This is a genomic window from Nitrospirota bacterium (assembly GCA_035873375.1).
Classification (GTDB): domain Bacteria; phylum Nitrospirota; class Thermodesulfovibrionia; order Thermodesulfovibrionales; family JdFR-85; genus BMS3Bbin07.
Map to the genome: position 1 here is coordinate 21,570 of JAYWMQ010000032.1, position 21,821 is coordinate 43,390.

Genomic DNA, 21,821 nt, shown 5'->3' on the forward strand with positions numbered 1-21,821 from the left:
TTTAAAGTTTGTATTCTTCTTTTCTTAGAATTAATTTTGCGGTTTCACGTCCAATATAGGCAACTCCAGATACCCCTTGGGTTTGAGCAACCCAGTGACCAGATAAATATAACCCATTTATTGAAGTGGTCTGCCGCAATTCAGGAGTGAACATTTGTGAGGGCATGCTCGCCCAGCCATAAGCAGCTCCTTGATAATTCAGGGTATACCTGTACATTGTATCAGGCGTAGCTATTTCTTTTAAAACTATATGTTGCGATAATTGTGGGATAATTTGCTCAATCCTATTTACTAAGCATTCTGACAAACTATCTTTATTGTCAATCCAGTACTTTTTGTTTTTAAATGGAGCATTTACAAATGCCTGAACACTGTTTTTGCTGGGTGATACGCGTACCATATACCCTGTTGAATTGTTTGTACTGCCATTTTGTAAGGCGAGATACAAATCTTCTATTTTATGATGGGGCATTCCCCAGATATTTACGCCTGGGTTGGGTAGGTTGTAATATTTATCTATTCCTAAATAAACAACAAAGACTGACAAGGAAGGAATCAGTCTGTCAAGCTTGCGTAGAAGTTCACCGTTAGTTGCCTGTTGTTCTAATAGTTTTAAAAAGGTTTGTCTTGCATCGCAATTAGAAATTACATATTTTGACGAAATGAAGCCATCTTTTTCTAAGAAGACTCCTTTAACTTCGTTACTTTCTACCTTGATTTTCTGGACAGGATTGGATAGTCGTAATTCACCTCCCAGTTCCTTTAGCCTGAGTGACAATATGTCAGGTAGAACTTGCATCCCACCTTTGGGATAGTACCCACCATCAAGAAGAAATTCAGTATAAATTTTTGTGCCGGTAAAGGCTGAAATTAACGATGGAGGCAATCCACCATTCCCTAAAATAGGAAGTGATAGCATTGATTTAAGTTTGTTGTCGATAAGATGTTGACTTAGTAAGTCGTTAAAAGTCATATTTCTTAAAGCTGCGAAATCGAATGGTTTAGAATCGGATAGAAAAGAGATGAAACTTTTAATACCTTTTGCTTCGTGGGGAAATAACTCTAAGAGTCCTTCTATCGTTCTGTTTATGTCTGCCCAAAAGGTTATTTTGTAATCAGGCGAGACAATAATGTCTGAAGGGTCATGTCGTTCTATTTTTATTCTTTTGTCTAAATCTAATGTTTCCAGGATACGTTTCATATTTCCGTCTTTACGGTAACTACCAAAAGAATGAGCAGCAGCATCAAAAGTAAAACCGTTTCTTTTAAAAGAGGTACAGTACCCCCCCGGTTTATGATGCTGTTCTGCAATTAGCACCTTCATCCCTGCCTTTGCCAGATAGCAACCGCAGACAAGGCCACCTATTCCTGCACCAATAATTATTGCATCATAATGATTATTCTTTCCACTGTTCATGTCTGATCGCTCTGTGAAAGCAATCTTTTTGTTAAATCTATTATCTGCTCAACAGTGTTGATTTCAGGTATGTCAGAGTCTCTAATGGATATCTTGTACTTTTTTTCAAGTGCAACGGTAAGCTCGATCGCCTTGATTGAGTCAATCTCCAGGTCATCTGGCAAGTTTGTATCAGAGGTTATTTCTTCCTTCTCAAAGCCTGAAATATCCGAGATTATCGAAATGATTTCATCTTCAATTTTTTCAGCCAACATATAGCTTCCTCCTTATTGAATGAATTTCTTCACTGTGCCACAGATTTCCACGAACTACATATATTTTTTTAGCCGCAGATTTACGCCGATTAGCACTGAGATTTTTTTCTTTTATTATCATAGATAAATTTTTATACTTAAACCTATCCGTGTTCATCCGCGTAAACCTGCGGCTAAACATTGCTAAGTTTCTTCAAAACCAGGGAGGCGTTATTGCCTCCAAAGGCATAGGAATTATTCAAGGCTATATTAACAGTCTGCTTCCTTGCCTGATTCGGTACGCAGTCAATATCACATTCAGGGTCAAGTGTTTCAAAATTGATAGTAGGCGGTATCAGGTCGTTTTTTACAGCTAAGGCACACGTGATGGCCTCAAGTGCAGAGGCTGCTCCCATTGTGTGGCCCAACATGGACTTAATGGAGCTTACAGGAATTTTCTTATAGAGAGGGCCGAAGACTTCTTTAATTGCTGCGCTCTCATTCTTGTCATTTGCCAGTGTGCCTGTTCCATGGGCGCTTATATAGTCCACATCTTCAACTGTAATCCCTGTTTCCAGCAAGGCCTTTTTCATGCATTCCGCAATGCCCTCTATTGATGGGGTTGTCATGTGGCTGGCGTCGCAACTGAGGCCGTATCCTAATATTTCGGCATAAATCCGGGCATTTCTTTTTAAGGCATTCTCCAGGGTTTCCAATACAAGGATTCCTGCACCTTCTGCCAGCATCATGCCTTTCCTGTTTTTATCGAATGGCTGACACCTTTCAGGAGCGACTGCCTTGAACTGGTTAAAGCCCGTGTATTCAATCCTGGACATTGGATCAGATGCCCCTGCAAACACGATGTCGGCTCTGTTAAGTTTGACCTGATCATAACCATAAGCAATGGCATAATTGCCGGCAGCACATGCTGTAGAGAACATAAAATTGGGGCCGTTGAATCTGAATTCTTTTGATATCATTGATGGTGCTGCATGTGTTGGCATTTGGTAGAATAATTCGTTGCCTATTTCCTCATTAGCAAGGATGTGGTTGTTAATCTTCTCAATGGTCGTAATAGTCCCCAATGTTGTGCCATGAGAAACACCAACCCTGAAGCTGGCTAATTTCTCGGACGTCAAAGCTGCGTCTTCTAAAGCAAGCTTTGTTGCAGCCAGTGCCATTTGTGTGGCACGATTCATGACCTTCAACCGTTCCGCTGAAATAAAGTCTTCGGGGTTAAATTGTTTGACTTCCCCACCCATATGTGTAAAGTGTTTGGAGGTATCAAAGGATGACACAGGACTTATTCCCGATTTACCTTTCAGGAGGCTGTCCCAGAACGCATCTTTCCCGATTCCAATGGAGGATATAACGCCGATGCCTGTTATGACTACTCTGTTTTTCATTTATTTAGCCGCAGATTTACGCAGATTGGCGCAGATATTTTTCCTCTTATTATCAAATGCAAACCTTCTAACTTCTGGTTTTCTTGCAAAATTCACTAACAATCCAACCTCAATATTTGTTGCTTTCAAGTAATTGATTATTTGGGCTTCATGTGCAGGGTCAATAGTGCGTGTTGCTTTTAGTTCAACTATTACTTTTTCGTTTATAATTAAATCCGCCTTAAACCCTCCGATGACATCTCCTCTGAAAAATACCGGGATACTTTTCTGATTCTCTACTTTCAGGCCATATCCGGTCAACACAATATACATGGCATTTTCATAGATGGATTCAAGAAATCCATCACCGAGTTCATTATAAACTTCATAAAAACTCCCAAGAATTATATCTGTGATCTCTTTATGTTTAAATACATCAGCGTTCATCTGCGTAAATCTGCGGCTAAATATTTACGGTTTTTCAAGCACGACCGCTGTATTATTGCCATATGGATCAGATGATATTACAAGCGCTGTATTGATGTTCTTCTCCCTTGCCTCATTAGGTACATAATCAAGGTCACATAGAGGATCTTTTTCTGAGTAATTTATTGTGGGTGGCAGGAATCCCTTGTGAATAGCACCGACTACTGCAGATAACGACAGGGCGCCCGAGGCTGAAAATGTCTCACCTATCATTGACTTTATTGCACTTACAGGAATGTTGTAGGCCCTTTCTCCAAAAACTTTCTTGATTGCGGTTGTATCCATTTCGTCAAGCTCTCTTGTAGAGTTAGCACTTGCGGATATATAATCAATGTCAGCAATATCCAGGGAGGCTTCACGGATGGCAAGTTTAATAGCGGTTGCAAGCCCATTGTCGGAGCTGAACCTTTTGTCGTTTTCAGAGGTAAAGGAGTTTCCATAGCCTGATACCTTTGCAAGAATGACAGCCCCTCTTCTAAGGGCGTGCTCTTTAGACTCCAGGACTAAAAGCGCAGCCCCTTCTGAAAGGATTGTGCCGCATCTTCCTGCATCAAATGGACAACAGACAGGATCTCTCCCGTCTGAGCCGGAGAGAAACCCAAGTTTGTAAAAGCCCATATATGTCTCCTCACACAGCTCTTCCACTCCCCCGGCAAGGACTGCTTCAGCCCTCTTTAACCTGATAAAATCAGCAGCATAGGTCAGGGCGTCAAGAGAGGCACAGAAGCCTGTTGAGATGGTCGTGTTAAACCCCTTTATTTTGAAGCGGATAGATACCTGGCTTGCCGGGGAGTTTATCACGGTGTTTGGAAATAGTGAAGGGTTGACATATCGAGGCCCCTCAATAAGACCCGTGCGGTCAAACTGGGAGATACTATGCAAACTCCCAAAGGTAGTTCCTACCGAAACGCCGATAGAGCGGGTGCTTATTTCATTGATATCCAGCCCGGCATCATCTATGGCGAGGCGGGCTGCTGAGGTTAAGAGTTTGGTGCTCCGGTCAAGGATTCGTAGATCCTTTTTGCCGATATAAACTTCCGGCTCAAAATCGATCACCTCTCCAGCTACATGTACATTGACCCCTGAGGTATCAAACAGGCTTATCTCCTTAAATCCAGACTTGCCCTGTCTCAAACCATCCCAGTAAAAATCTTTGCCAATGCCGATTGGTGATACAACCCCTATGCCTGTGATAACTATATCTCTTTCTGTATTATTAGTTGTCAGACTTTTCATGTAGAGCTTTTTGTTTTTACCAATCAGAGCGCTTCAATGACATAAAAGATTATAACACCTGCTTCTTCCCGTGATTCTGTTATTGCACTCTCAGGTATCCCGGCCTGTTCGAATATCTCCCTGAAATCTTCTTCCTTGCGCTGGAGGAACCCGTCCCAGTCGGTTAGCCAGTGATAGTCCTGCGGTCTGTAACGGCGTACATCCTTGAATGGAGCAATCAACTTGCCCCCGGGGTTCAGAAGTTTATAAAGGGTTTTAAACAGTTTTACGAGGAAGTCATTGGGCAGATAGTCAAAAAAACCGGCACTGTAAATGATGTCCCTGGTCCCGAAGTCTTGCAGGGTTAGCTCGTAGTCGAACATCCTCAGGGCGTTGTGCTTTCTGAATTCTATATGGGGCAGGGCGCCAGTGTGATAAAGACGGCTGTAAGAGAAGGAGAGTGCATCCTCATCGTTGTCCACACAGAGGATATGTGCCTTTGATTTGAGAATCTCAGGGGCTATTTCAACGAGCTCCCTGCAGGATCCACAGGCAATATTTAGAACAGAGGGTCCGGTTCTGTTCATTAACTCATCTTTAAGGATGCCCTGTAATTTTCTTATCCTGTTTCTGACAGCAACGGCAAGTGTTGACCTGAGGGATGCAAGGTCAAGATAGTGTCCTATGCCATCAGACAGGGGTATGTTTCTGTATGCGGTTTCAAGTGTTTTATAATCACCATGATGGCCTTGTGGCCATGTCCTTGCACGGTTATAAATGTAACTTTTTGAGAATATATGATTTGTCTTTTGATGGAATTGAGCCCTGTGATGTTTGATGACTGATATATCATTAATCCCATCTTCAAACCGCTCTGCCTTGAGAAGGAAGTCATCTGAAATCTGTTCGAGTATTTCAAGGACATCATCATTGTCATCTGCCTGAGAATGTACTGTTTCTTCGAGGGCATGGAACCTTTCTATCAATTCCTCTGTGGCCTCTTCGATATAGTCTATCCACCGCTGCTGAATCTCCCTTTCATGGATATCAAGAAATTTTTCACTTCCAAAGTTGATGTTCCGTCCGCAATTCCAGCAACTTTCAGTTTTGTTAAGGTTGCGGCTGCTACAATAGGGGCATGTTTTTTCAGAGGAGAGGTTGTCTTTGATATACTGCCACAGTGTCAATCTGGAAGATTTATCGAGGTTTATAAATCTCACAGCAATTCCATCTTCATCTTTTCTGAGTATCATGCCGTTAATTTCACAATCACCAATGTTTGGCAGATGGGCCTTTAATCTGATTAGTTCATTTTCTGTTAAGTGTGATAATGAATTGAGGAAGGCGCCATTGAGTCCGAGATTTTTAATTTCAGTTTCTTGATGCACATTCCCTGAACTGTAATCTGATAAAATCGTGGCTGGAATCCTGGCATTACACCTTACGTCAAAACGTAGCATAGTCTCCTCCTTCAAATTGGATTTAATGCCAATACTTGCATATAATTATATATGAAAAATTAGAAAAATTAATAGCTTGTCTAATCCCTTGAATCTCCAGGCCGATAAAATGCCAAAATTATAAGCTGACTATTCTTCCGTCAACCATCCTGATTATCCGTGTGCATTTCCGGGCAAGCATATCATTGTGTGTGACTATGACAAAGGTTGTTCCCTTTGAGGAGTTGACTTCAGTGAGGAGATTGAACAGGTCATCACCTGTTTTTGTGTCGAGATTGCCTGTTGGTTCATCGGCAAGGACAACAGCTGGTTCCATAATCAGGGCCCGTGCCACTGCAACGCGCTGCTGCTCACCTCCCGAGAGTTCACCGGGCCGGTGTGAGATACGACCATGAAGGCCGAGTTCTGTCAGTATTGATGTTGCCCTCTCTTTTATCTTGGATTGGTTCAATCCATTGATAATCCCCGGCATCATCACATTTTCAAGGGCGCTAAATTCAGGCAGGAGATGGTGAAACTGGAAGACGAATCCAATTCTGTGATTCCTGAACGATGCGAGGGTAATATCGTCAAATGAGAAAACATCGTCACTGCCGTACAGGACCTCTCCTTCGGTAGGCTTGTCAAGGGTGCCGAGGATGTGAAGGAGCGTGCTTTTGCCCACACCGGATGCTCCCACGATTGCAGCCATTTCACCCGCTGCTATCTCAAGATCAATTCCTCTGAGAACCTCAATGTCTCCTGCAGGTGTATAAAACAATTTTTTCAGACCGCGGGTTTTGATAAGGGGCATTCTATCTGTCTGTTATCTCCTTTTTGATCTTCCTTGCTTTTTTTGTCTGTTCCTTAATTTTTTTCTTTGTGCTTTGGAGGTTGTCGGCCTTCTCCGCAAGCTCATCGCTTTTTTCCTGTATAAGTTGCCCTGCCTCTTCCGATTTCTGTCCGAACCATCTGAAGGGCTCACCACCTTTAAGGATGGCAATTATCACAAACGCCACTACCGCAATGATAGCGAGACATATCATCCGTCTGATAAGTTTAAACATCTTTCTGTCCTGGTGTTTTCATCATTCATACCTCAAAGGCTCAACAGGGTTGAGCCTTGCTGCCTGGTAGGCGGGGTAAATGGTAGCAAGAAAGCTTATACAGATGGCTGAGAGCGATACAGCAACAAAGTCAGTCAGGTTCATCTTTACAGGAATAGAGCTGAGATAATAAACATCCGGAGGAAGTTTTATTATTTCATATGTATTTAACAGATAGCCAAGAAGATACCCGCCTGTAACACCAATGGTCGTACCTGCAAGCCCTATCATCAGTCCCTGAAAGATGAATATGGCCATTATTGCACGGTTTGTGGCACCCATAGCCTTAAGTATAGCTATCTCCCTCTCTTTCTCAATGACGTTCATTATGAGGGTGCTGATAATATTAAATGATGCAACGAGTATTATTAGTGTTAGTATAACAAACATTGTGAATTTTTCGAGTTTCAGTGCCGAGAAAAGGTTTTTGTTCATCTGCATCCAGTCCCTTGCGTAAAACGTGGGGCCAAGAATCTCCTGCACCCTCTCTCTCACCTCCGGGGCACTGTATATGTCGTCAATCCTCAGCTCAATCCCCGTTACAGCGTCCCCAGTGCGGAAAAACTCCTGTGCAGCCTTGAGGGATGTAAGGGCAAGATTTGTATCATACTCATACATGCCCACCTCAAAAAGCCCCACAACCCTGAACTTTCTTACCCTCGGGAGCATCCCCATCGGTCCTAACTCCTGAATAGGGGATATCACGTTAATCTCATCGCCCACGTAAGCGCCAAGGATATTTGAAAGTTCGCTTCCCAGTATGATGCCCGGAAGTGTTGCGTCCTCAGTGAGGTTGTCAAGAGTTCCTTCCTTCATGTGCTCTCTCAGGGATGTTGTCTGGTCTTCATATGCAGGGTCTATGCCCCTCAGATACACCCCGTGTGCCCGCTTGCCTTTTGATACCATTATCTGACCAAGGACAAATGGTGATGCCCCGGTTACACGGGGAATGGTCTTTAATTCTTTAATTACCCCTTCATGGTTCTCTATGCCGCCGGTGTAGTTGAGTACGACAACATGGGCATTTACTCCGAGTATCTTTTTTCTCAGGTCTTCATGAAAGCCGCTCATTACGGACAGGACAACAAGGAGGGCCATAACTCCCACTGCAACCCCGCCTGTGGTTATAACCGTGTTGAATGATATGCCTTTGTGTTTCTTTTTTGATTTAAGATACCTGAGTGCTATGAATATCGGATAAGATAGTTTCATATGCTCCTTATTTTGTTTATTTCTCAGGCTTCATCTGAGGGAACAGGATAACGTCGCGTATGGAGTGCGAGTTGGTCATAAGCATAACAAGTCTGTCAATTCCGATGCCCTCACCTGCAGCCGGAGGCATACCATACTCGAGTGCCCTGATGAAGTCGTCGTCCATCCAGTGGGCCTCTTCGTCCCCCTTTTCCTTTGCCTCCACCTGGCGGAGGAATCTGTCGCGCTGGTCCATGGGGTCATTCAGCTCTGTAAAGGCATTGGCGATCTCTCTTGAGGCTATGAAGAGCTCAAACCTTTCCACGAGTTCCGGCGAATCCTTTTTTCTCCTGGCAAGCGGGGAGAGTTCAAGGGGATAGTCGGTAATAAACGTTGGCTGGATCAGGTGCGGCTCTACCTTCTCCTTGAATATCTCGTCAAGGAGCTTTCCAAGTGTATGGACATCCTTAACATCTATTCCTTCAGCCTTTGCCCAGTCCCTGGCCTTTTCATAATCAGTGAGTGCTTCCTCAGGCACACCATGTTTCATCATGGCCTCGTACATGGGGAGCCTCGGCCACGGAGGGGTAAAGTCGAGTGTTAACTCACCGTAGGGGATCCTGAGGGTGCCGTGTATTTCCATCAACAGTTCGGTGAAGAGTTTTTCCGTGAAATCCATCAGGAAGTTGTAGTCTTTATATGCGATATAGAACTCAAGCATGCTGAATTCAGGGTTGTGTTTTGTGGACATGCCCTCATTGCGGAAGTTTTTATTCAACTCGTACACCCGCTCATACCCCCCGACAAGGAGTCTTTTGAGGTAGAGCTCAGGTGCAATTCTCAAGTAGAGGTCTATGCCAAGGGCATTGTGGTGTGTTCTGAATGGTTTTGCAACTGCACCCCCGGGTATCTGGTGCATCATGGGGGTCTCCACCTCGATAAAACCCTCTTTTTCAAGAAAGTCCCGGATAAACTTGATGATGGCGCTTCTTCGTGCGAATGTCTCCCTTACCTGTGGATTTACAATAAGGTCAACGTATCTTTGACGGTATCTCAACTCTATATCCTTCAGACCATGCCATTTTTCGGGCAGGGGTCTGAGGGATTTTGTCAGCAGGGTAAAGCCATCAACCAGGATGGTGAGCTCGTTTGTCTTTGTCCTGAAGAGCCTGCCACTTATTCCTATGATGTCACCGATATCGAGTTTTTTTACGATCTTGTATCTCTCTCCAAGGATGTCTTTACGGAAATAGAGCTGTATGCGCCCTGTCTCATCCTGTATGTGGGAGAAGGCTGCCTTGCCAAAGTTCCTCCAGGCAATAATCCTTCCAGCCACTGAGGTCTCCACGGGGGTTTTTTCGAGGTCTTCCTTTGGGGTCTCTCCATGCTGGTTCTGGAGTTCTCCGGCCTGATGGGTGACATCGTAGGGCTGCCCATATGGATCTATCCCCATCTCTTTGAGTTCATTCAGTTTCCTTATGCGCTGCTCTATCAGTTCATTTACCTCTTCCAATCCATCCTCCGTCAATCCTGAATCTTGTATTTGAATTCTGTGGCTATGTCCGCAACTGTCCACTGCCAAGGACTATAAACTTGGTGCACGTGAGCTCTTCAAGTCCCATGGGGCCGCGTGCATGGATCTTGTCAGTGGAGATACCGATCTCTGCTCCAAGACCGAACTGGCCACCGTCGTTCAGCCTTGTGGAGGCATTTATCATTACTGCCGAGGAGTCCACTTCGCGAAGGAATCGCATGGCCCTGTGGTAGTTTTCCGTCACAATTGTATCCGTATGGGCAGAGCTGTATTTTGCTATGTGCTCCATCGCCTCATCCATATCCTTTACGACCCTGACATTCACGATTAATTCAAGGTATTCCCTGTGAAAGTCCTCCTCTGTTGCCTCCTCTATTCCCGGGAATATCCGGGCAGTCCTTGCGCAACCCTTTATCTTTACGCCTGCATCCCTGAACCTGGTGAGGATTGCGGGGAGGAACTCTCCTGCAGCTGCCTCATCCACAAGCATGGTCTCCATGGCATTGCAGGTGCCGGGCCTCTGTACCTTTGAATTAAAGCATATATCCTCAGCCATCCTGAGGTCAGCATCCCTGTCGACAAAGACGTGGCAGATCCCCTTGTAGTGTTTCAGGACAGGGATCCTGGAGTTCTCCGTAACAGTGCGGATGAGACCTTCGCCTCCCCTGGGGATGATGAGGTCAACGATACCCTCTAATTTGAGCATCTCCATTACGGCTTCTCTGTCAGGTGTGTCAATAAAGGTGATTGCACCTTCATGTATGCCCTCTGAGGAGGCAACCTCCCTGAGAATATTAACAATTGCCAGGTTTGCATTGATTGCCTCTGAGCCGCCCCTGAGCAGCACGGCATTTCCGGCTTTCAGGCAGAGGCCTGTGGCATCTGCTGTGACGTTGGGTCTTGATTCATAGATTATGCCGATAACGCCGATGGGGACCCTCATCTTTCCGACCGTCATCCCGTTTGGTCTCTGCCACATTTTTGTGACCTCGCCGACAGGGTCAGGCAGGGCAGCCACATCCCTGAGTCCCTCTGCCATTTCAGTGATCCTCTTATCTGTCAGGGTCAGCCTGTCGATCAGTGCTGAACTCAACCCCTTATCCCTTGCAAAATCTATGTCCTTGCTGTTTTCTTTTTTGAGAATGTCACTGTTTTTGACAATGGCCTCAGCCATCTTCAGCAGCGCACTGTTTTTCTGTGCTGCAGTGGCCTTGAGCAGTGCCCTTGCACCTTCTCTTGCCTCAAGGGCCTTTTGAAGAACGAAATCGTGTATATCCATTTTTTTCTGTACCTCCGTCTCTCTCCTGTTTTGAAGGTTTTTAAAGCATGTAGTCCTTATATAGAGATTAATTATACCAGAACTTACTCGAAAACATTAACCGGGTCTTTTCTTCCAGTATTGCCGGGAGAAAACATCTCAACTTTCAGAAAGGGAGACGGATACAGAGTTTGAACGGATTTAATTATCACTTTTGTCTCACCCGGATGGTGTGACGTGATAATTCCCTCGGAGACAGACAGGATGTCTGTCGAGAATGAGTGAAAACTCTGTATCCGTTTCCCTTTCCCTCTCTCTATCGCTATGTTTGGATTTCTCTGGATTTCTTATTCTGCATTGAGGTAAAGCCTCCAATAAGGTTAAAATTAACCATGCCTGAGATAAGGGTACTTCCGGAGGAATTACAGAACCGTATAGCAGCAGGGGAGGTTATTGAGAGACCCGCCTCAGTGGTAAAGGAGTTGATCGAGAACTCCATTGATGCAGGAGCCACGGAGGTCGTGGTTGACATACTCAATGGCGGCAGGCGTCTTATCCGTATCTCCGACAACGGCAGGGGTATGGAGCGGGAGGATGCCCTAATCTGTTTTTATCCCCATGCCACAAGCAAGATAAGCACAGAGGAAGACCTGTTTGATATCAGGACCCTCGGTTTCCGGGGTGAGGCCCTCTCATCCATTGCCTCTGTCTCAAGGCTGAAGATATTGACCGCCCCTTCGGGCTCAACCCTCGGGGTCTCTCAGGAGATTCACGGAGGGGAACTGAAAGAGGTCAAAGATGTTGCCCACAGCGGTACAACCATTGAGGTCAATGACCTCTTTTTTAACACGCCGGCAAGGAAGAAGTTCCTCAAGAGCCAGAGAACAGAGGTATACCATATCGTGGAGACAGTTACCGTGGCGGGACTGTCACACCCTGATGTGGCATTCTTCCTTACGATAGACAGGGCGGAGACCCTCATGCTTCCTGTGGCCAGCGGTATAAGAGAGAGGGTGCTCCAGATATATGGTGAGGAGTTTTTGAGGGGGCTCAGGGAGGTAAAGGAAAGTAACTCCAGAGCCCTGATATCAGTGGAGGGAAACTTCCGTTCATCAAGGGCCAACCAGTATATCTTTGTGAACCACAGACCAATCAGGGATGCCGCTTTAAGGCATGCCGTCTACAGTGCCTATGATACGTTTCTTCCCAGGGACAGGCACCCAATCTTCTTTCTCTACCTTGACATAGTGCCCTCTGAGGTGGATTTTAATGTCCATCCTGCAAAGAGGGAGGTCCGTTTCAGTGACAGGGAGGCAGTGTACAGGACGGTTTACAATGTTGTCAGGGAAGCTTTGACAGGTTCCGGTGAGGAGGATGCAGATTACGGGGTTGAGACCGACGATGCACCTGATGGTTTGCAACCCGCAACCCGCAACCCGCAACCCGTAACTTCCGTGTCGCAACCCGCAACTCCAGTGCTGCAACCCGCAATCCGCAACCCGCAACCCGCAACTCCTGATGCCCCCCTTGTTGCTGAATCACTGATAAAATACGGTAATAATTTCCGTTATATCTATTTGGGTGATGTATTTGTAGCCTATACCGATGGCCGGGGTATAACGCTCCTTGACCACCACGCCGCCCATGAGAGGATACTTTATGAGCGGCTGCGCAAGGGTATTGGCCTTGATGTGACATACATGCTATTCCCAAAGCAGGTGAGGCTGCCGGCAAGGGAATACAAGGTGCTCCTCCACCGTCTTGACGAGATAAAAGAGATGGGGATAGAGGCGGAGGACTTCGGGCATAATACGCTTATGGTAAGGGCAGTCCCCCAATTTCTGTTTGATGCTGATATGGCAGGAATCCTGTCTGACGTTGCTTTCTGCCTGATTGAATCCACTGCCAGCTCCCCGATTGAGGATATAAGGGACAGGATTGCAAAGCGGATTGCATGCCACAGCTCTGTCAGGGGTGCTGTTATGTTGAGCCACGATGAGATTGCCCGGCTCCTTGATGACCTTTCCGAGGCAGAGGACCCTGAGCACTGCCCCCATGGGAGGCCGACAAGGATTCACATGAGCCTTGAGGACTTAAAGAGAATGTTTAAGAGGACAGGTTAACAGACCTTGTGGTTTCTAAAGAGACTATTTATGTAAAATAAAATGCTGTATGTTATTTGTTCTGTATTGCAGGGATTATAATTCATGACAGAGATATTAGGAATAGAATACTTGAGGGAGATTGGGGCAAGGCTCAGGGCTGTTATCCCCCAGCTGAGGTTTTCAGCCACTGTCAGGGAGCCCCTTGAGGTGGGGGCTTCAGGGGATAAGACCTTTCAGATTGACAGGGTGGCTGAGGATACGGTGGTCTCAGCCCTGAAAGAGCTCAGGAGACCGTTGACTATAGTTTCTGAAGAGATGGGCATGCTGGATATTGACGGAGGTGGTGACAGGGTCCTGATAGACCCTATTGACGGCAGCAAGAATGCCGTCTCGGGTCTTCCCATGTTCTGCACCTCTATAGCTGTTGCAGCAGGGGAGACAGTGAAGGAAATATACCTTTCCTATATCATTAATCTTCTCAGTGGTGATGAATTCTGGGCTGAGAAGGGGAGGGGGGCTTACTGGAACGGGCAGAGGCTAAGGGCCCAGACAGATGATAAAGTCAGGGTGGTTATTTATGAAACGCAGAATCCGGGTAGGGACATCCCGAAGATCCTGCCGCTTCTCTCCCTTTCAAACAGGACCCGGTGTTTCGGTTCTACCGCCCTTGACCTTGCCTTTGTTTCATCAGGTGCTGTAAGTATTTATGCAAACCCCTCGCCTTCAAGGAGCTTTGATTTTGCAGGAGGGCTGCTCCTTGTGAGAGAGGCAGGCGGCATAATAACTGATACAAGGGGTGAGGATATTGACGGTGTTGAGCTTTCAATAAAGAAATCTACCCCCTTGCTCGTCTCGGGTAATGAGATGCTCCATGAAAAGGCATTAGAGACACTTTCAAAATCTCAAAAAGACAGGAACGGATAGATGCTGAATCAAGTTCAGCATGACAGCAGTGTAGGGGTGTTATTCCGGATGATGTTTTGTGGTTTGTCATTCTGAATCCCGAATCAAGTTCGGGAAATCTGATAATAACAGGAGTTGAAACTGTTGGAACGGCTTAACTTATGATCCAGGTTAACGGCTTGGATAAATCGTACGGACAGCAGGTTGTCTTTGACAATGTCTCTTTTACGATCAATCCCAGTGAGCGTGTGGGATTTGTCGGAAGAAACGGCCATGGCAAGACCACGCTTCTGAGGATGATACTTGAGCAGGAGCATCCTGATTCGGGAACCATCAATATTCCCGCCGGTTACAGCATAGGCCATCTCTCCCAGCACATCCGTTTTGAAGAAGATACGGTGCTGAAAGAGGCATGCCTGAGCCTCCCTGACCAGGAGGACGGTATTGACGAGACTTACAAGGCTGAAACCGTGCTTGCGGGTCTCGGGTTTCTCAGTGATGATCTGGAACTCCATCCAATGGCTCTGTCCGGAGGATACCAGGTGCGGCTTAACCTTGCAAAGGTCCTGGTCTCTGATCCGAACATCCTCCTCCTTGATGAGCCAACGAATTACCTTGATATTGTCTCCATGCGCTGGCTTGCCCGGTTTCTGAGGGGCTGGCAAAAAGAGCTTATCATAATCACCCATGACCGCAACTTCATGGACAGCGTTACCACGCATACCATGGCCATACACCGCTGCAGGATCCGAAAGGTTTCCGGTTCCACTGAAAAATTATATCAGCAGTTACTGCTGGAAGAAGAGGTTTACGAAAAGACGAGGACAAACGACGAGAAAAAGCGTAAGGAGACCGAGCAGTTCATAAACCGCTTCAGGGCAAAGGCAACCAAGGCCAGGGCTGTTCAGTCAAGGGTAAAGGCCCTTCAGAAAAAAGAACAGCTTGAAGAGCTGTCCGAGATAAAAAAACTTGCCTTCACATTTAATTCAGCGCCTTTTACAGGCAGGCAACTGATGGAGGTAGAAGACCTCTCTTTCGGATTTGAGCCTGACGGGCCGCTGCTGATAGAGGGTTTAAGCTTTTATGTCGGGAAAAAGGATCGCATAGCCATTATAGGTAAAAACGGCAAGGGCAAGACAACGCTTCTCAATCTGCTTGCCGGGGAATTGTCACCTGTGGGCGGAGCTATTCACTGTCCCCGTGACCTGAAATTAGCATATTTCGGCCAGACAAATATAAACCGTTTGAACCTCCGGAAAACCGTGGAAGAAGAGATAATGGACGTGCACCCCGAGCATCACAGGGGCGCAGCCCGCAGTATATGCGGGGCCATGATGTTTCCCGGGGACCAGGCCCTGAAAAAGCTGGGTGTTCTTTCCGGTGGTGAAAAGAGCCGGGTCCTGCTCGGTAAACTGCTTGTTACCCCTGCCAATATGCTGCTGCTGGATGAGCCCACCAACCACCTTGATATGGAGTCTACCGATTCACTCCTTGAGGCGATCGATGAATTCAGGGGCGCTGTAGTCATTGTTACGCACAGTGAGATGATCCTCCATGCGCTGGCAACACGGCTTATTGTCTTTGATGACGGAAAGGTGACCATATTTGAAGGTACATACAAGGAATTCCTGGACCGTGTGGGGTGGAAAAATGAAGACCCTTCCCCCCGGCCGGCAACTTCAGAGACCGGTCGTGCAAGGCAATCCGGAAACAGAAAACACCTGCGGCGTATCCGGGCCGGATTGATTAATGAGAGGTCGAGAACCCTGGGAGCGCTGCAGCGGAAGATCAACGAGATTGAAGGTGAGATAGTAAGGCTGGAAGAAAAGACAGAGCAGGATAACAGTGACCTTATAAATGCCTCTGTTGCAGGTGACGCTGAAACCATCAGGAGACTCTCAAAGGCCCTCCATGACTCAAAGTCAGAGATTGAATCACTCTTTTCTGCACTGGAATCCCTGCATAGCGATCTTGACAGCAGGACAAGGGAGTTTGAGGAGAAGCTCAATACTGTGGAAATATAGCGATTTTGCATGAGCAACAGTAAGAGTTTTTCTTGTTCTGGTCAGGTTTCAATTACAGGCTTCTGTGTGCTCCCGAAGGTCTCCATGCGGGGGAGATTACCCCTTTATGGAGGGGGTTGTGGATGCAGGCTGCCCAGGTAAGGGTGGATGGGCCGTATTTCCGGTTTAACCTGTCCATTACATCAAGCAGTTCGGCCCTCCTGTTCTGCTCATTAAATATTGTCATCTGGTTGTTGACCTGCTCAAGGCCGGACAGGGTTATCCCGAGCAGACGCACGGGCTCTCTCAGCCTTACAGAGTTTAATATATCCATGGCCGAGTGGAATATCCTGTGGGTGTCGTTGGTAGGGGAGTTGATCCTGCGCTGCCTTGTAAAGGTTTCAAAGCTCCGGTACCTTATCACCAGACCAATGGTCCTCCCCATAAATCCATGCCTCCTTGCCCTTGAGCCCACCTTTTCGGAAAGTTGCAGTATCCTGGGTGTTATTTCTGCACGTACTGACAGGTCCTGCGGCAGGGTCATGCTGTGGCCTATGGATTTTATCTCTTCGTGGTTGCCACTGTCTTTATCTGAATCAGCATAAACAGGGGTGGAATCCATTCCCATGCCCAAGGCCTTGAGCTTTTCACCGATAATACCGAAATGACTCCTCAGCAGCCCTGCAGGGGCCCTTCCGAGTTCTCCGCATGTCCTTATGCCCAGGGTCTTCAGTTTTTCGGATGTCTTTCTGCCTATACCCCAGAGTTTTTCTGTCGGAAGGTCTTTAAGCAGGTTCCCTGTCTCTTCAGCCTTGATCCATCTGAGTCCGTCGGGCTTGGAGATGTCTGAGGCGAGTTTGGCTATCAACTTGTTTGGACCTATGCCGATGGTGGAGTTGATGCCGAATCTTTCCTTTATCTCAGCCTTTATCTTTCTGCCTGTCTCAATGGGCCCCCCGAAGAGGTGATGAGAGTCTGTTATATCCAGGAATGCCTCGTCTATTGAGTATATCTCAACAAGGGGGGTGTATTTAAGATAGACTTTTTCCAGTGTTGCACATATGTGAGTATATTTGTCGTTATTCCCGATAACCAGTATGAGTTGGGGGCATAGGGCCTTTGCCTCGTAAATGTTCATCCCTGTCTTTACCCCGAATTTCCTTGCCTCATATGATGAGGTGGTGATGACGGTCCTGTGACCGGCACCTGTTACGCCTATTGGTTTGCCTCTCAGGGCCGGGTTGCTCTGTTGTTCAACAGAGGCAAAGAAGGCATCCATATCTACAAGCAGTATTATCCTCATAGTCCTTTAATCTGTTCGTATTCATTTGTGTAGATTCGTGGCTGAGTGTTTTTTACAGCTCTGTCTCCACCGCCTGAAGCATCCAGCTCAGCCCTTCGGGATCAAAACAGAGGTTGTAAAGGGTGCTGCCGTCTGTGAGGGAGAAGCAGTATAGCCTTCTGCCGCCATCATGCCGGATCCACCTGTAGGTTATTTCCTTTACAGGGATTACCCTCCCTGACCATCTGAACTTGAGAGGGCTTATTCTTTCGCCGCCGCCAAAAGAGGCAATAACAGTTACGGGTTCGTCTATGGTTGTCATGAAAACCTCCTTATGAGTCCGGTGACCTTCCCTATAATCCTTACTTCCTCTGCGGCGACTATAATAGGGGTCATTTCAGGATTTTCAGGCTGGAGCCTTATTTTTTTACCCTCAGGATAAAATCTCTTTACCGTGGCATCATCCCCGATGAGGGCAACAACAATATCCCCCCTCCTTGCTTCAACCTCCGGGTTTACAATGACGATGTCTCCTTCAAGGATACCTGCCCCCTTCATGCTTTCACCCACCACCCTGAGGCCAAAACCCTCGTCAGTCCTGAACATCCGTCTGTCCACTGATATGTATTCCTCTATATTCTCAGTGGCGAATATCGGCGTACCAGCCCGGATTCTTCCTGCTACAGGAATTTGCACTGCCTTGTAAGGGCTGAGTCCCACCACCTCAAGCCCCCTGGACCTGGAGGGAGTCTTTTTTAAAAATCCCTTTTTCACCAATGCATCGATGTGGAGTTTTGCTGAAAGGGGACTCCTGTACCCAAACTTCCCTGCCACCTCCCTTACAGTGGGAGGGTATCCTATATTGAGGATATGCTCCTTTATGTAGTCGAGTACCTTTTTTTGCTGTGGGGTTAAGTTCATGGCTATACTATACAGATGTATAGTATGAAAGTCAAGAGTGATACTGATTTGAGATAATCTGATAGGGGAATTAACCACAGAGACACAGAGAGCACAGAGCTTGAAAAGCAGAAAACAAGACTGCATTTGGCCGCAGATTTTTGCAGATAACGCAGATATTAAATTAAAATTCTTCTTGAAATCATGACAATAACCAACAGATGTGGTTAAACAGGTTTTTGAATGGTCGGGGCGAGCCGATTTGAACGGCCGACCTCTCACACCCCAAGCGAGTGCGCTAACCAGGCTGCGCTACGCCCCGAATTTTGAGGGGTTATAACTGATTGATTATCTCTCTTAGACGGGCCTTGATCCTTGAAATGGTCTCTTCCAGTCTGGTTCTGCTGTCTTCACCTTCCGGTTTGACCAACCGGAGGTGGGGCTCTGAAAACCTTTTTTTTACTCCTTCTATCGTATATCTCTCTTTATAAAGTAATCTTTTTATCTCAAGGATGCTCTCAATATCTTTTTTTATATACAGTCTCTGGCCCGAACTGCTCTTCCTCGGCCTTAGAAAGGGGAACTCGCTCTCCCAGTATCTCAGGACATAAGGCTCTATGCCTGTAAGCCTGCCGACTTCTCCAATTTTATAAAAGAGCTTTTCAGGGATATTCTGTGTTCCCGCGCTCTTTCTTTCCCTGGGCTTAATCATTCTGTTTACCTATCGTGGATTTAAGGATATTGCTCGGTTTAAAAGTGATAACCCGCCTTGCGCTTATCTCCATCTCCTCACCTGTCTGGGGATTCCTGCCCCTCCGAGGTGTCTTTTTCCTGACATTAAACGTGCCAAACCCGGTTATCTTTACCGACTCTCCTTCGGCAAGGGTCTGCTTCATGGTGTCGAGGATTATTTCTATTATGTCCTGGGCTTCCTTTTTGGGAAGTCCAACTTTTTCAAAGATTATTTTTGCCAGTTCAGCCCTTGTCATAAGAATAGTACTCCTCTGCTAATTATATTACCTGGGTTCATAATTGTCAAGTTTTTTTATTTAAAAATAGTGGCTTAGTGGAGGGGATTATTATAACTGAAAGAGGCGGGGTTCAATTACGTCCTTGCCGGGACACAGGAAAGGGGGGATGATCCCCCCTTCTTCAAATAATCCTGATAACGGATAATCTCATTTTTTAATGTATTATTTTTTCTTTCCGGCAATAATTTCTTTAAGTCCTTTACCGGCCTTAAACTTGGGGCTCTTCCTGGCTTTTATCTTTATGCTCTCACCTGTTATCGGATTTCTTCCCTTTCTTGCCTTCTGTTTAACCACGCTGAAGGTGCCGAACCCGACAATAGTGACGTTTTCGCCTTTCTTGAGGGTCTTTGATATTGTGTCGAATACAGCGCTTACTGCTTTTGCAGCTACAGCCTTTGATGACTCTGTGACAGATGCAACCTTTTCAATTAATTCGCCTTTGTTCATAAAACTACCTCCCGATTAAAGTTTTAATATATTGAAACTTTTACATATATTGAAAATTTTACAGGATTTGCCGAAAAAATTCAAATCAGACGTTGTTTTAAGAAGGGAGGCGCTTGATTACCTTGAATAGTTCTATGGAGGCAGACCTTGGTCCGATTTGCTCAAATCCCTCAATGCCGAGTCTTGTCCTGATCTGACCGACCATTGTGCCGGATTTAAACATTTGCTCAAAATAAGAGACTGCACACTTTTCATGTTCCTCTTTGCGCTGGGGAGCGCCAAAGGGATTGGCAAAATATGTATGGACAAGACCTTTTTCATCTGTAGTGCCCTTTGCAAGGCGGGCTCCACTTCTGAAGACGGAGATCGCCTCTTCGGGGGTGGAGAAGAATTCGATTGCCGGATGTTCATCGTCAACCTGCTCATAATTGTTAGCATATAGCAAAATATCCACGGGGTAGCCCTTTACTATATGGTGATATCGGGTTATCGGCATTACCAGTCTTGCGTTTGTCTTGTCAGGGTTCATAAAGACGCTCCTGTCAATCTCCTCATATGCATATCCGGGCTGCAGATCGTCAAGCCTTACAAATGCGCCTATCTCTGTGCCGTATCCGACTACCCTTCCGTTGCCGTCAAGACCCAGAGACCCCATATCGTCAAAAATTATTCGCATCTCGCAGATATGCTCTTCCGATAGTACGCGGAGGGCTTCAAGGGTTTCCGATTTCCCTGCTCCGCTGTCCCCGATTATTACGACATTTGCAGTTCCGCCGGACTTGAGTTTTATGTAGACCATGGCCCCATGAACAGGGAGTCTGCCCCTCCTGAGCATTGCTATATTATGCAGCGTGAGGGTCATCTTCTTGAAGTAGCCGAAATAGTCTACTTCTTCGGAATGCCTTATGAGGCCGATAAGTGTACCACTGCCCTTGTCTTCATAAAAGACCGTGTCTCCTGTGAAGTTGTTATTTGAGAGGCCGAAGACCAGCATCAGGTCGGGCATCCTGCCCTCTATATCCTCATAATCCGCTATTTCAAAAAGATTGCTCATGGTGAGGCCAAGGGATATAAAATCCCGATGAAAATATATAAAGGCAGTCAGGTCTCCGACTTTTGCGGGAAAACAGAACCACTCCTCCGGGTTAAGCAGGAGCATTTCTTTTGTTAACGCCGGTATTTCTTCAAACCTGCCCCTTCTTTTATTCATTGCAGGGTAGAGTATCAGGGGAGGCTCTATAAGGGAAAGCCGTATAAAGGGTATGTCCTTCAGTGTGGCATATGTTTCGGGGCAACTCCAGTCTATCCTCTCAAGGAGCATCCCCATGTTTGCCCCGGCCGGCAATTGCCTGTAGACCCGGGGGTTCTTACCTGTCAGATTTTCGCTGATACGTCTGTAAACATAGAGAACGAGGTTCTTGAACTCCTCATTTAATTTTATGAACTGGGTATGGTGGATACTGCTTTTAGAGTACATAGACCTTTTGGGGGCCTCAAGATAGATAAACCTTTCAAACCTCCGCCAGTAGTTGTACAGCTCTTCGATAAACTCATACAGGTATTCTTTTTCAGAAAGGATGGGGCCGAATTCGCTGTTCATGGCGATAATCTCTTCTGCGGTATGGCTGGAAAGCAGTCTGAAGAGATTTACAATGTGCCCGGTTAGCTCATTTCTTTTCAACCCGTGCAGATTGTTCTTCAGGAATGCAAAGATTGAACTCTCCCTGGCCGCTATTCTCTCTATAAAGCGGTCAACCGTCTCTTCAAACAGCTCACTCCTCAGGAGTTGCTCCGGTGTATCACAGTAAAGGCCCGAATAGTCAACGATTACCTTCCCGCGGGTTATAATATATGGTTTCTTTGCAGTCAACATAGTTCTTGTACTT

Annotated in this window: 22 protein-coding genes and 1 tRNA gene; 3 read left to right on the forward strand and 20 right to left on the reverse strand. The window is 46.3% G+C overall.

Going from position 1 to position 21,821, the window contains the following annotated elements:
- Position 1: 1 nt before the first annotated feature.
- From VST71_07320 to VST71_07375, 12 genes are all read right to left on the reverse strand, one after another.
- Positions 2–1,417, reverse strand: coding sequence for an NAD(P)/FAD-dependent oxidoreductase (locus VST71_07320; protein MEC4685525.1), 1,416 nt, complete (start codon positions 1,415–1,417; stop codon positions 2–4).
- Entirely contained in the window at positions 1,414–1,671 is a 258-nt protein-coding gene (locus VST71_07325) for a phosphopantetheine-binding protein (GenBank protein MEC4685526.1), read from the reverse strand. The genes VST71_07320 and VST71_07325 overlap by 4 nt, the downstream gene beginning before the upstream one ends.
- Positions 1,661–1,828, reverse strand: coding sequence for a hypothetical protein (locus VST71_07330; protein ID MEC4685527.1), 168 nt, complete (start codon positions 1,826–1,828; stop codon positions 1,661–1,663). The genes VST71_07325 and VST71_07330 overlap by 11 nt, the downstream gene beginning before the upstream one ends.
- Positions 1,829–1,844: 16 nt before the next feature.
- A complete protein-coding gene (locus VST71_07335; GenBank protein ID MEC4685528.1) occupies positions 1,845–3,056 on the reverse strand; it encodes a beta-ketoacyl-[acyl-carrier-protein] synthase family protein in 1,212 nt (403 codons plus the stop codon).
- On the reverse strand, positions 3,057–3,482 hold the full coding sequence (locus VST71_07340; GenBank protein ID MEC4685529.1) for a GxxExxY protein: 426 nt from the start codon (positions 3,480–3,482) through the stop codon (positions 3,057–3,059).
- A 24-nt stretch (positions 3,483–3,506) separates the two neighbouring features.
- Entirely contained in the window at positions 3,507–4,757 is a 1,251-nt protein-coding gene (locus VST71_07345) for a beta-ketoacyl-[acyl-carrier-protein] synthase family protein (GenBank protein ID MEC4685530.1), read from the reverse strand.
- Positions 4,758–4,780: 23 nt separating this feature from the next.
- A complete protein-coding gene (locus VST71_07350; protein ID MEC4685531.1) occupies positions 4,781–6,196 on the reverse strand; it encodes a methyltransferase domain-containing protein in 1,416 nt (471 codons plus the stop codon).
- Between the two features lie 118 nt (positions 6,197–6,314).
- Positions 6,315–6,989 carry an ABC transporter ATP-binding protein gene (locus VST71_07355; GenBank protein ID MEC4685532.1) on the reverse strand — a complete coding sequence of 225 codons (675 nt, stop codon included), beginning with the start codon at positions 6,987–6,989 and terminating at the stop codon, positions 6,315–6,317.
- A 1-nt stretch (position 6,990) separates the two neighbouring features.
- On the reverse strand, positions 6,991–7,242 hold the full coding sequence (locus VST71_07360) for a hypothetical protein (GenBank protein MEC4685533.1): 252 nt from the start codon (positions 7,240–7,242) through the stop codon (positions 6,991–6,993).
- A gap of 21 nt (positions 7,243–7,263) precedes the next feature.
- The gene (locus tag VST71_07365; GenBank protein ID MEC4685534.1) at positions 7,264–8,493 is read right to left on the reverse strand and encodes a lipoprotein-releasing ABC transporter permease subunit; all 1,230 of its coding nucleotides are present in this window, start codon (positions 8,491–8,493) and stop codon (positions 7,264–7,266) included.
- Between the two features lie 16 nt (positions 8,494–8,509).
- A complete protein-coding gene (gene lysS / locus VST71_07370; GenBank protein ID MEC4685535.1) occupies positions 8,510–9,985 on the reverse strand; it encodes a lysine--tRNA ligase in 1,476 nt (491 codons plus the stop codon).
- Between the two features lie 43 nt (positions 9,986–10,028).
- Positions 10,029–11,285: a glutamate-5-semialdehyde dehydrogenase gene (locus tag VST71_07375; GenBank protein MEC4685536.1), complete on the reverse strand. Its 1,257-nt coding sequence runs from the start codon at positions 11,283–11,285 to the stop codon at positions 10,029–10,031.
- 371 nt (positions 11,286–11,656) lie between these two features.
- Here VST71_07375 and mutL point away from each other — a divergent pair, with 371 nt between their 5' ends.
- From mutL to VST71_07390, 3 genes are all read left to right on the forward strand, one after another.
- The gene (gene mutL / locus VST71_07380; protein ID MEC4685537.1) at positions 11,657–13,387 is read left to right on the forward strand and encodes a DNA mismatch repair endonuclease MutL; all 1,731 of its coding nucleotides are present in this window, start codon (positions 11,657–11,659) and stop codon (positions 13,385–13,387) included.
- 84 nt (positions 13,388–13,471) lie between these two features.
- Positions 13,472–14,293 (forward strand): inositol monophosphatase family protein, encoded by an 822-nt coding sequence (locus VST71_07385; protein ID MEC4685538.1) that lies wholly within the window; start codon positions 13,472–13,474, stop codon positions 14,291–14,293.
- A 140-nt stretch (positions 14,294–14,433) separates the two neighbouring features.
- Entirely contained in the window at positions 14,434–16,296 is a 1,863-nt protein-coding gene (locus VST71_07390) for an ABC-F family ATP-binding cassette domain-containing protein (GenBank protein ID MEC4685539.1), read from the forward strand.
- Positions 16,297–16,348: 52 nt separating this feature from the next.
- Here the strand turns inward: VST71_07390 and dinB are convergent, their stop codons facing one another.
- The 8 genes from dinB to VST71_07430 all read right to left on the reverse strand — a co-directional run.
- Positions 16,349–17,578 carry a DNA polymerase IV gene (gene dinB / locus VST71_07395; protein MEC4685540.1) on the reverse strand — a complete coding sequence of 410 codons (1,230 nt, stop codon included), beginning with the start codon at positions 17,576–17,578 and terminating at the stop codon, positions 16,349–16,351.
- A 52-nt stretch (positions 17,579–17,630) separates the two neighbouring features.
- Positions 17,631–17,879, reverse strand: coding sequence for a hypothetical protein (locus VST71_07400; protein MEC4685541.1), 249 nt, complete (start codon positions 17,877–17,879; stop codon positions 17,631–17,633).
- Entirely contained in the window at positions 17,876–18,478 is a 603-nt protein-coding gene (gene lexA, locus VST71_07405; GenBank protein MEC4685542.1) for a transcriptional repressor LexA, read from the reverse strand. The genes VST71_07400 and lexA overlap by 4 nt, the downstream gene beginning before the upstream one ends.
- A 223-nt stretch (positions 18,479–18,701) precedes the next feature.
- Positions 18,702–18,779, reverse strand: a tRNA-Pro gene (locus VST71_07410).
- Positions 18,780–18,791: 12 nt separating this feature from the next.
- On the reverse strand, positions 18,792–19,169 hold the full coding sequence (locus tag VST71_07415; protein ID MEC4685543.1) for a MerR family transcriptional regulator: 378 nt from the start codon (positions 19,167–19,169) through the stop codon (positions 18,792–18,794).
- Positions 19,162–19,446 (reverse strand): integration host factor subunit alpha, encoded by a 285-nt coding sequence (locus VST71_07420; protein ID MEC4685544.1) that lies wholly within the window; start codon positions 19,444–19,446, stop codon positions 19,162–19,164. The genes VST71_07415 and VST71_07420 overlap by 8 nt, the downstream gene beginning before the upstream one ends.
- Positions 19,447–19,650: 204 nt before the next feature.
- Positions 19,651–19,935, reverse strand: a complete 285-nt coding sequence (locus VST71_07425; protein MEC4685545.1) for an HU family DNA-binding protein — start codon at positions 19,933–19,935, stop codon at positions 19,651–19,653.
- 97 nt (positions 19,936–20,032) lie between these two features.
- Positions 20,033–21,821, reverse strand: a 1,789-nt coding sequence (locus VST71_07430) for a hypothetical protein (protein ID MEC4685546.1), incomplete at its 5' end; no start/stop codon positions are given.

Coding starts and splice junctions, on each gene's coding strand:
- VST71_07325 (MEC4685526.1), bottom strand. CDS start 1,671: ATGTTGGCTGAAAAAATTGAAGATGAAATCATTTCGATAATCTCGGAT.
- dinB (MEC4685540.1), bottom strand. CDS start 17,578: ATGAGGATAATACTGCTTGTAGATATGGATGCCTTCTTTGCCTCTGTT.
- mutL (MEC4685537.1), top strand. CDS start 11,657: ATGCCTGAGATAAGGGTACTTCCGGAGGAATTACAGAACCGTATAGCA.
- VST71_07390 (MEC4685539.1), top strand. CDS start 14,434: ATGATCCAGGTTAACGGCTTGGATAAATCGTACGGACAGCAGGTTGTC.
- VST71_07355 (MEC4685532.1), bottom strand. CDS start 6,989: ATGCCCCTTATCAAAACCCGCGGTCTGAAAAAATTGTTTTATACACCT.
- VST71_07320 (MEC4685525.1), bottom strand. CDS start 1,417: ATGAACAGTGGAAAGAATAATCATTATGATGCAATAATTATTGGTGCA.
- VST71_07425 (MEC4685545.1), bottom strand. CDS start 19,935: ATGAACAAAGGCGAATTAATTGAAAAGGTTGCATCTGTCACAGAGTCA.
- VST71_07350 (MEC4685531.1), bottom strand. CDS start 6,196: ATGCTACGTTTTGACGTAAGGTGTAATGCCAGGATTCCAGCCACGATT.
- VST71_07340 (MEC4685529.1), bottom strand. CDS start 3,482: ATGAACGCTGATGTATTTAAACATAAAGAGATCACAGATATAATTCTT.
- VST71_07385 (MEC4685538.1), top strand. CDS start 13,472: ATGACAGAGATATTAGGAATAGAATACTTGAGGGAGATTGGGGCAAGG.
- VST71_07365 (MEC4685534.1), bottom strand. CDS start 8,493: ATGAAACTATCTTATCCGATATTCATAGCACTCAGGTATCTTAAATCA.
- VST71_07330 (MEC4685527.1), bottom strand. CDS start 1,828: ATGAACACGGATAGGTTTAAGTATAAAAATTTATCTATGATAATAAAA.
- VST71_07335 (MEC4685528.1), bottom strand. CDS start 3,056: ATGAAAAACAGAGTAGTCATAACAGGCATCGGCGTTATATCCTCCATT.
- VST71_07420 (MEC4685544.1), bottom strand. CDS start 19,446: ATGACAAGGGCTGAACTGGCAAAAATAATCTTTGAAAAAGTTGGACTT.
- VST71_07360 (MEC4685533.1), bottom strand. CDS start 7,242: ATGTTTAAACTTATCAGACGGATGATATGTCTCGCTATCATTGCGGTA.
- VST71_07400 (MEC4685541.1), bottom strand. CDS start 17,879: ATGACAACCATAGACGAACCCGTAACTGTTATTGCCTCTTTTGGCGGC.
- VST71_07415 (MEC4685543.1), bottom strand. CDS start 19,169: ATGATTAAGCCCAGGGAAAGAAAGAGCGCGGGAACACAGAATATCCCT.
- lexA (MEC4685542.1), bottom strand. CDS start 18,478: ATGAACTTAACCCCACAGCAAAAAAAGGTACTCGACTACATAAAGGAG.
- VST71_07375 (MEC4685536.1), bottom strand. CDS start 11,285: ATGGATATACACGATTTCGTTCTTCAAAAGGCCCTTGAGGCAAGAGAA.
- VST71_07345 (MEC4685530.1), bottom strand. CDS start 4,757: ATGAAAAGTCTGACAACTAATAATACAGAAAGAGATATAGTTATCACA.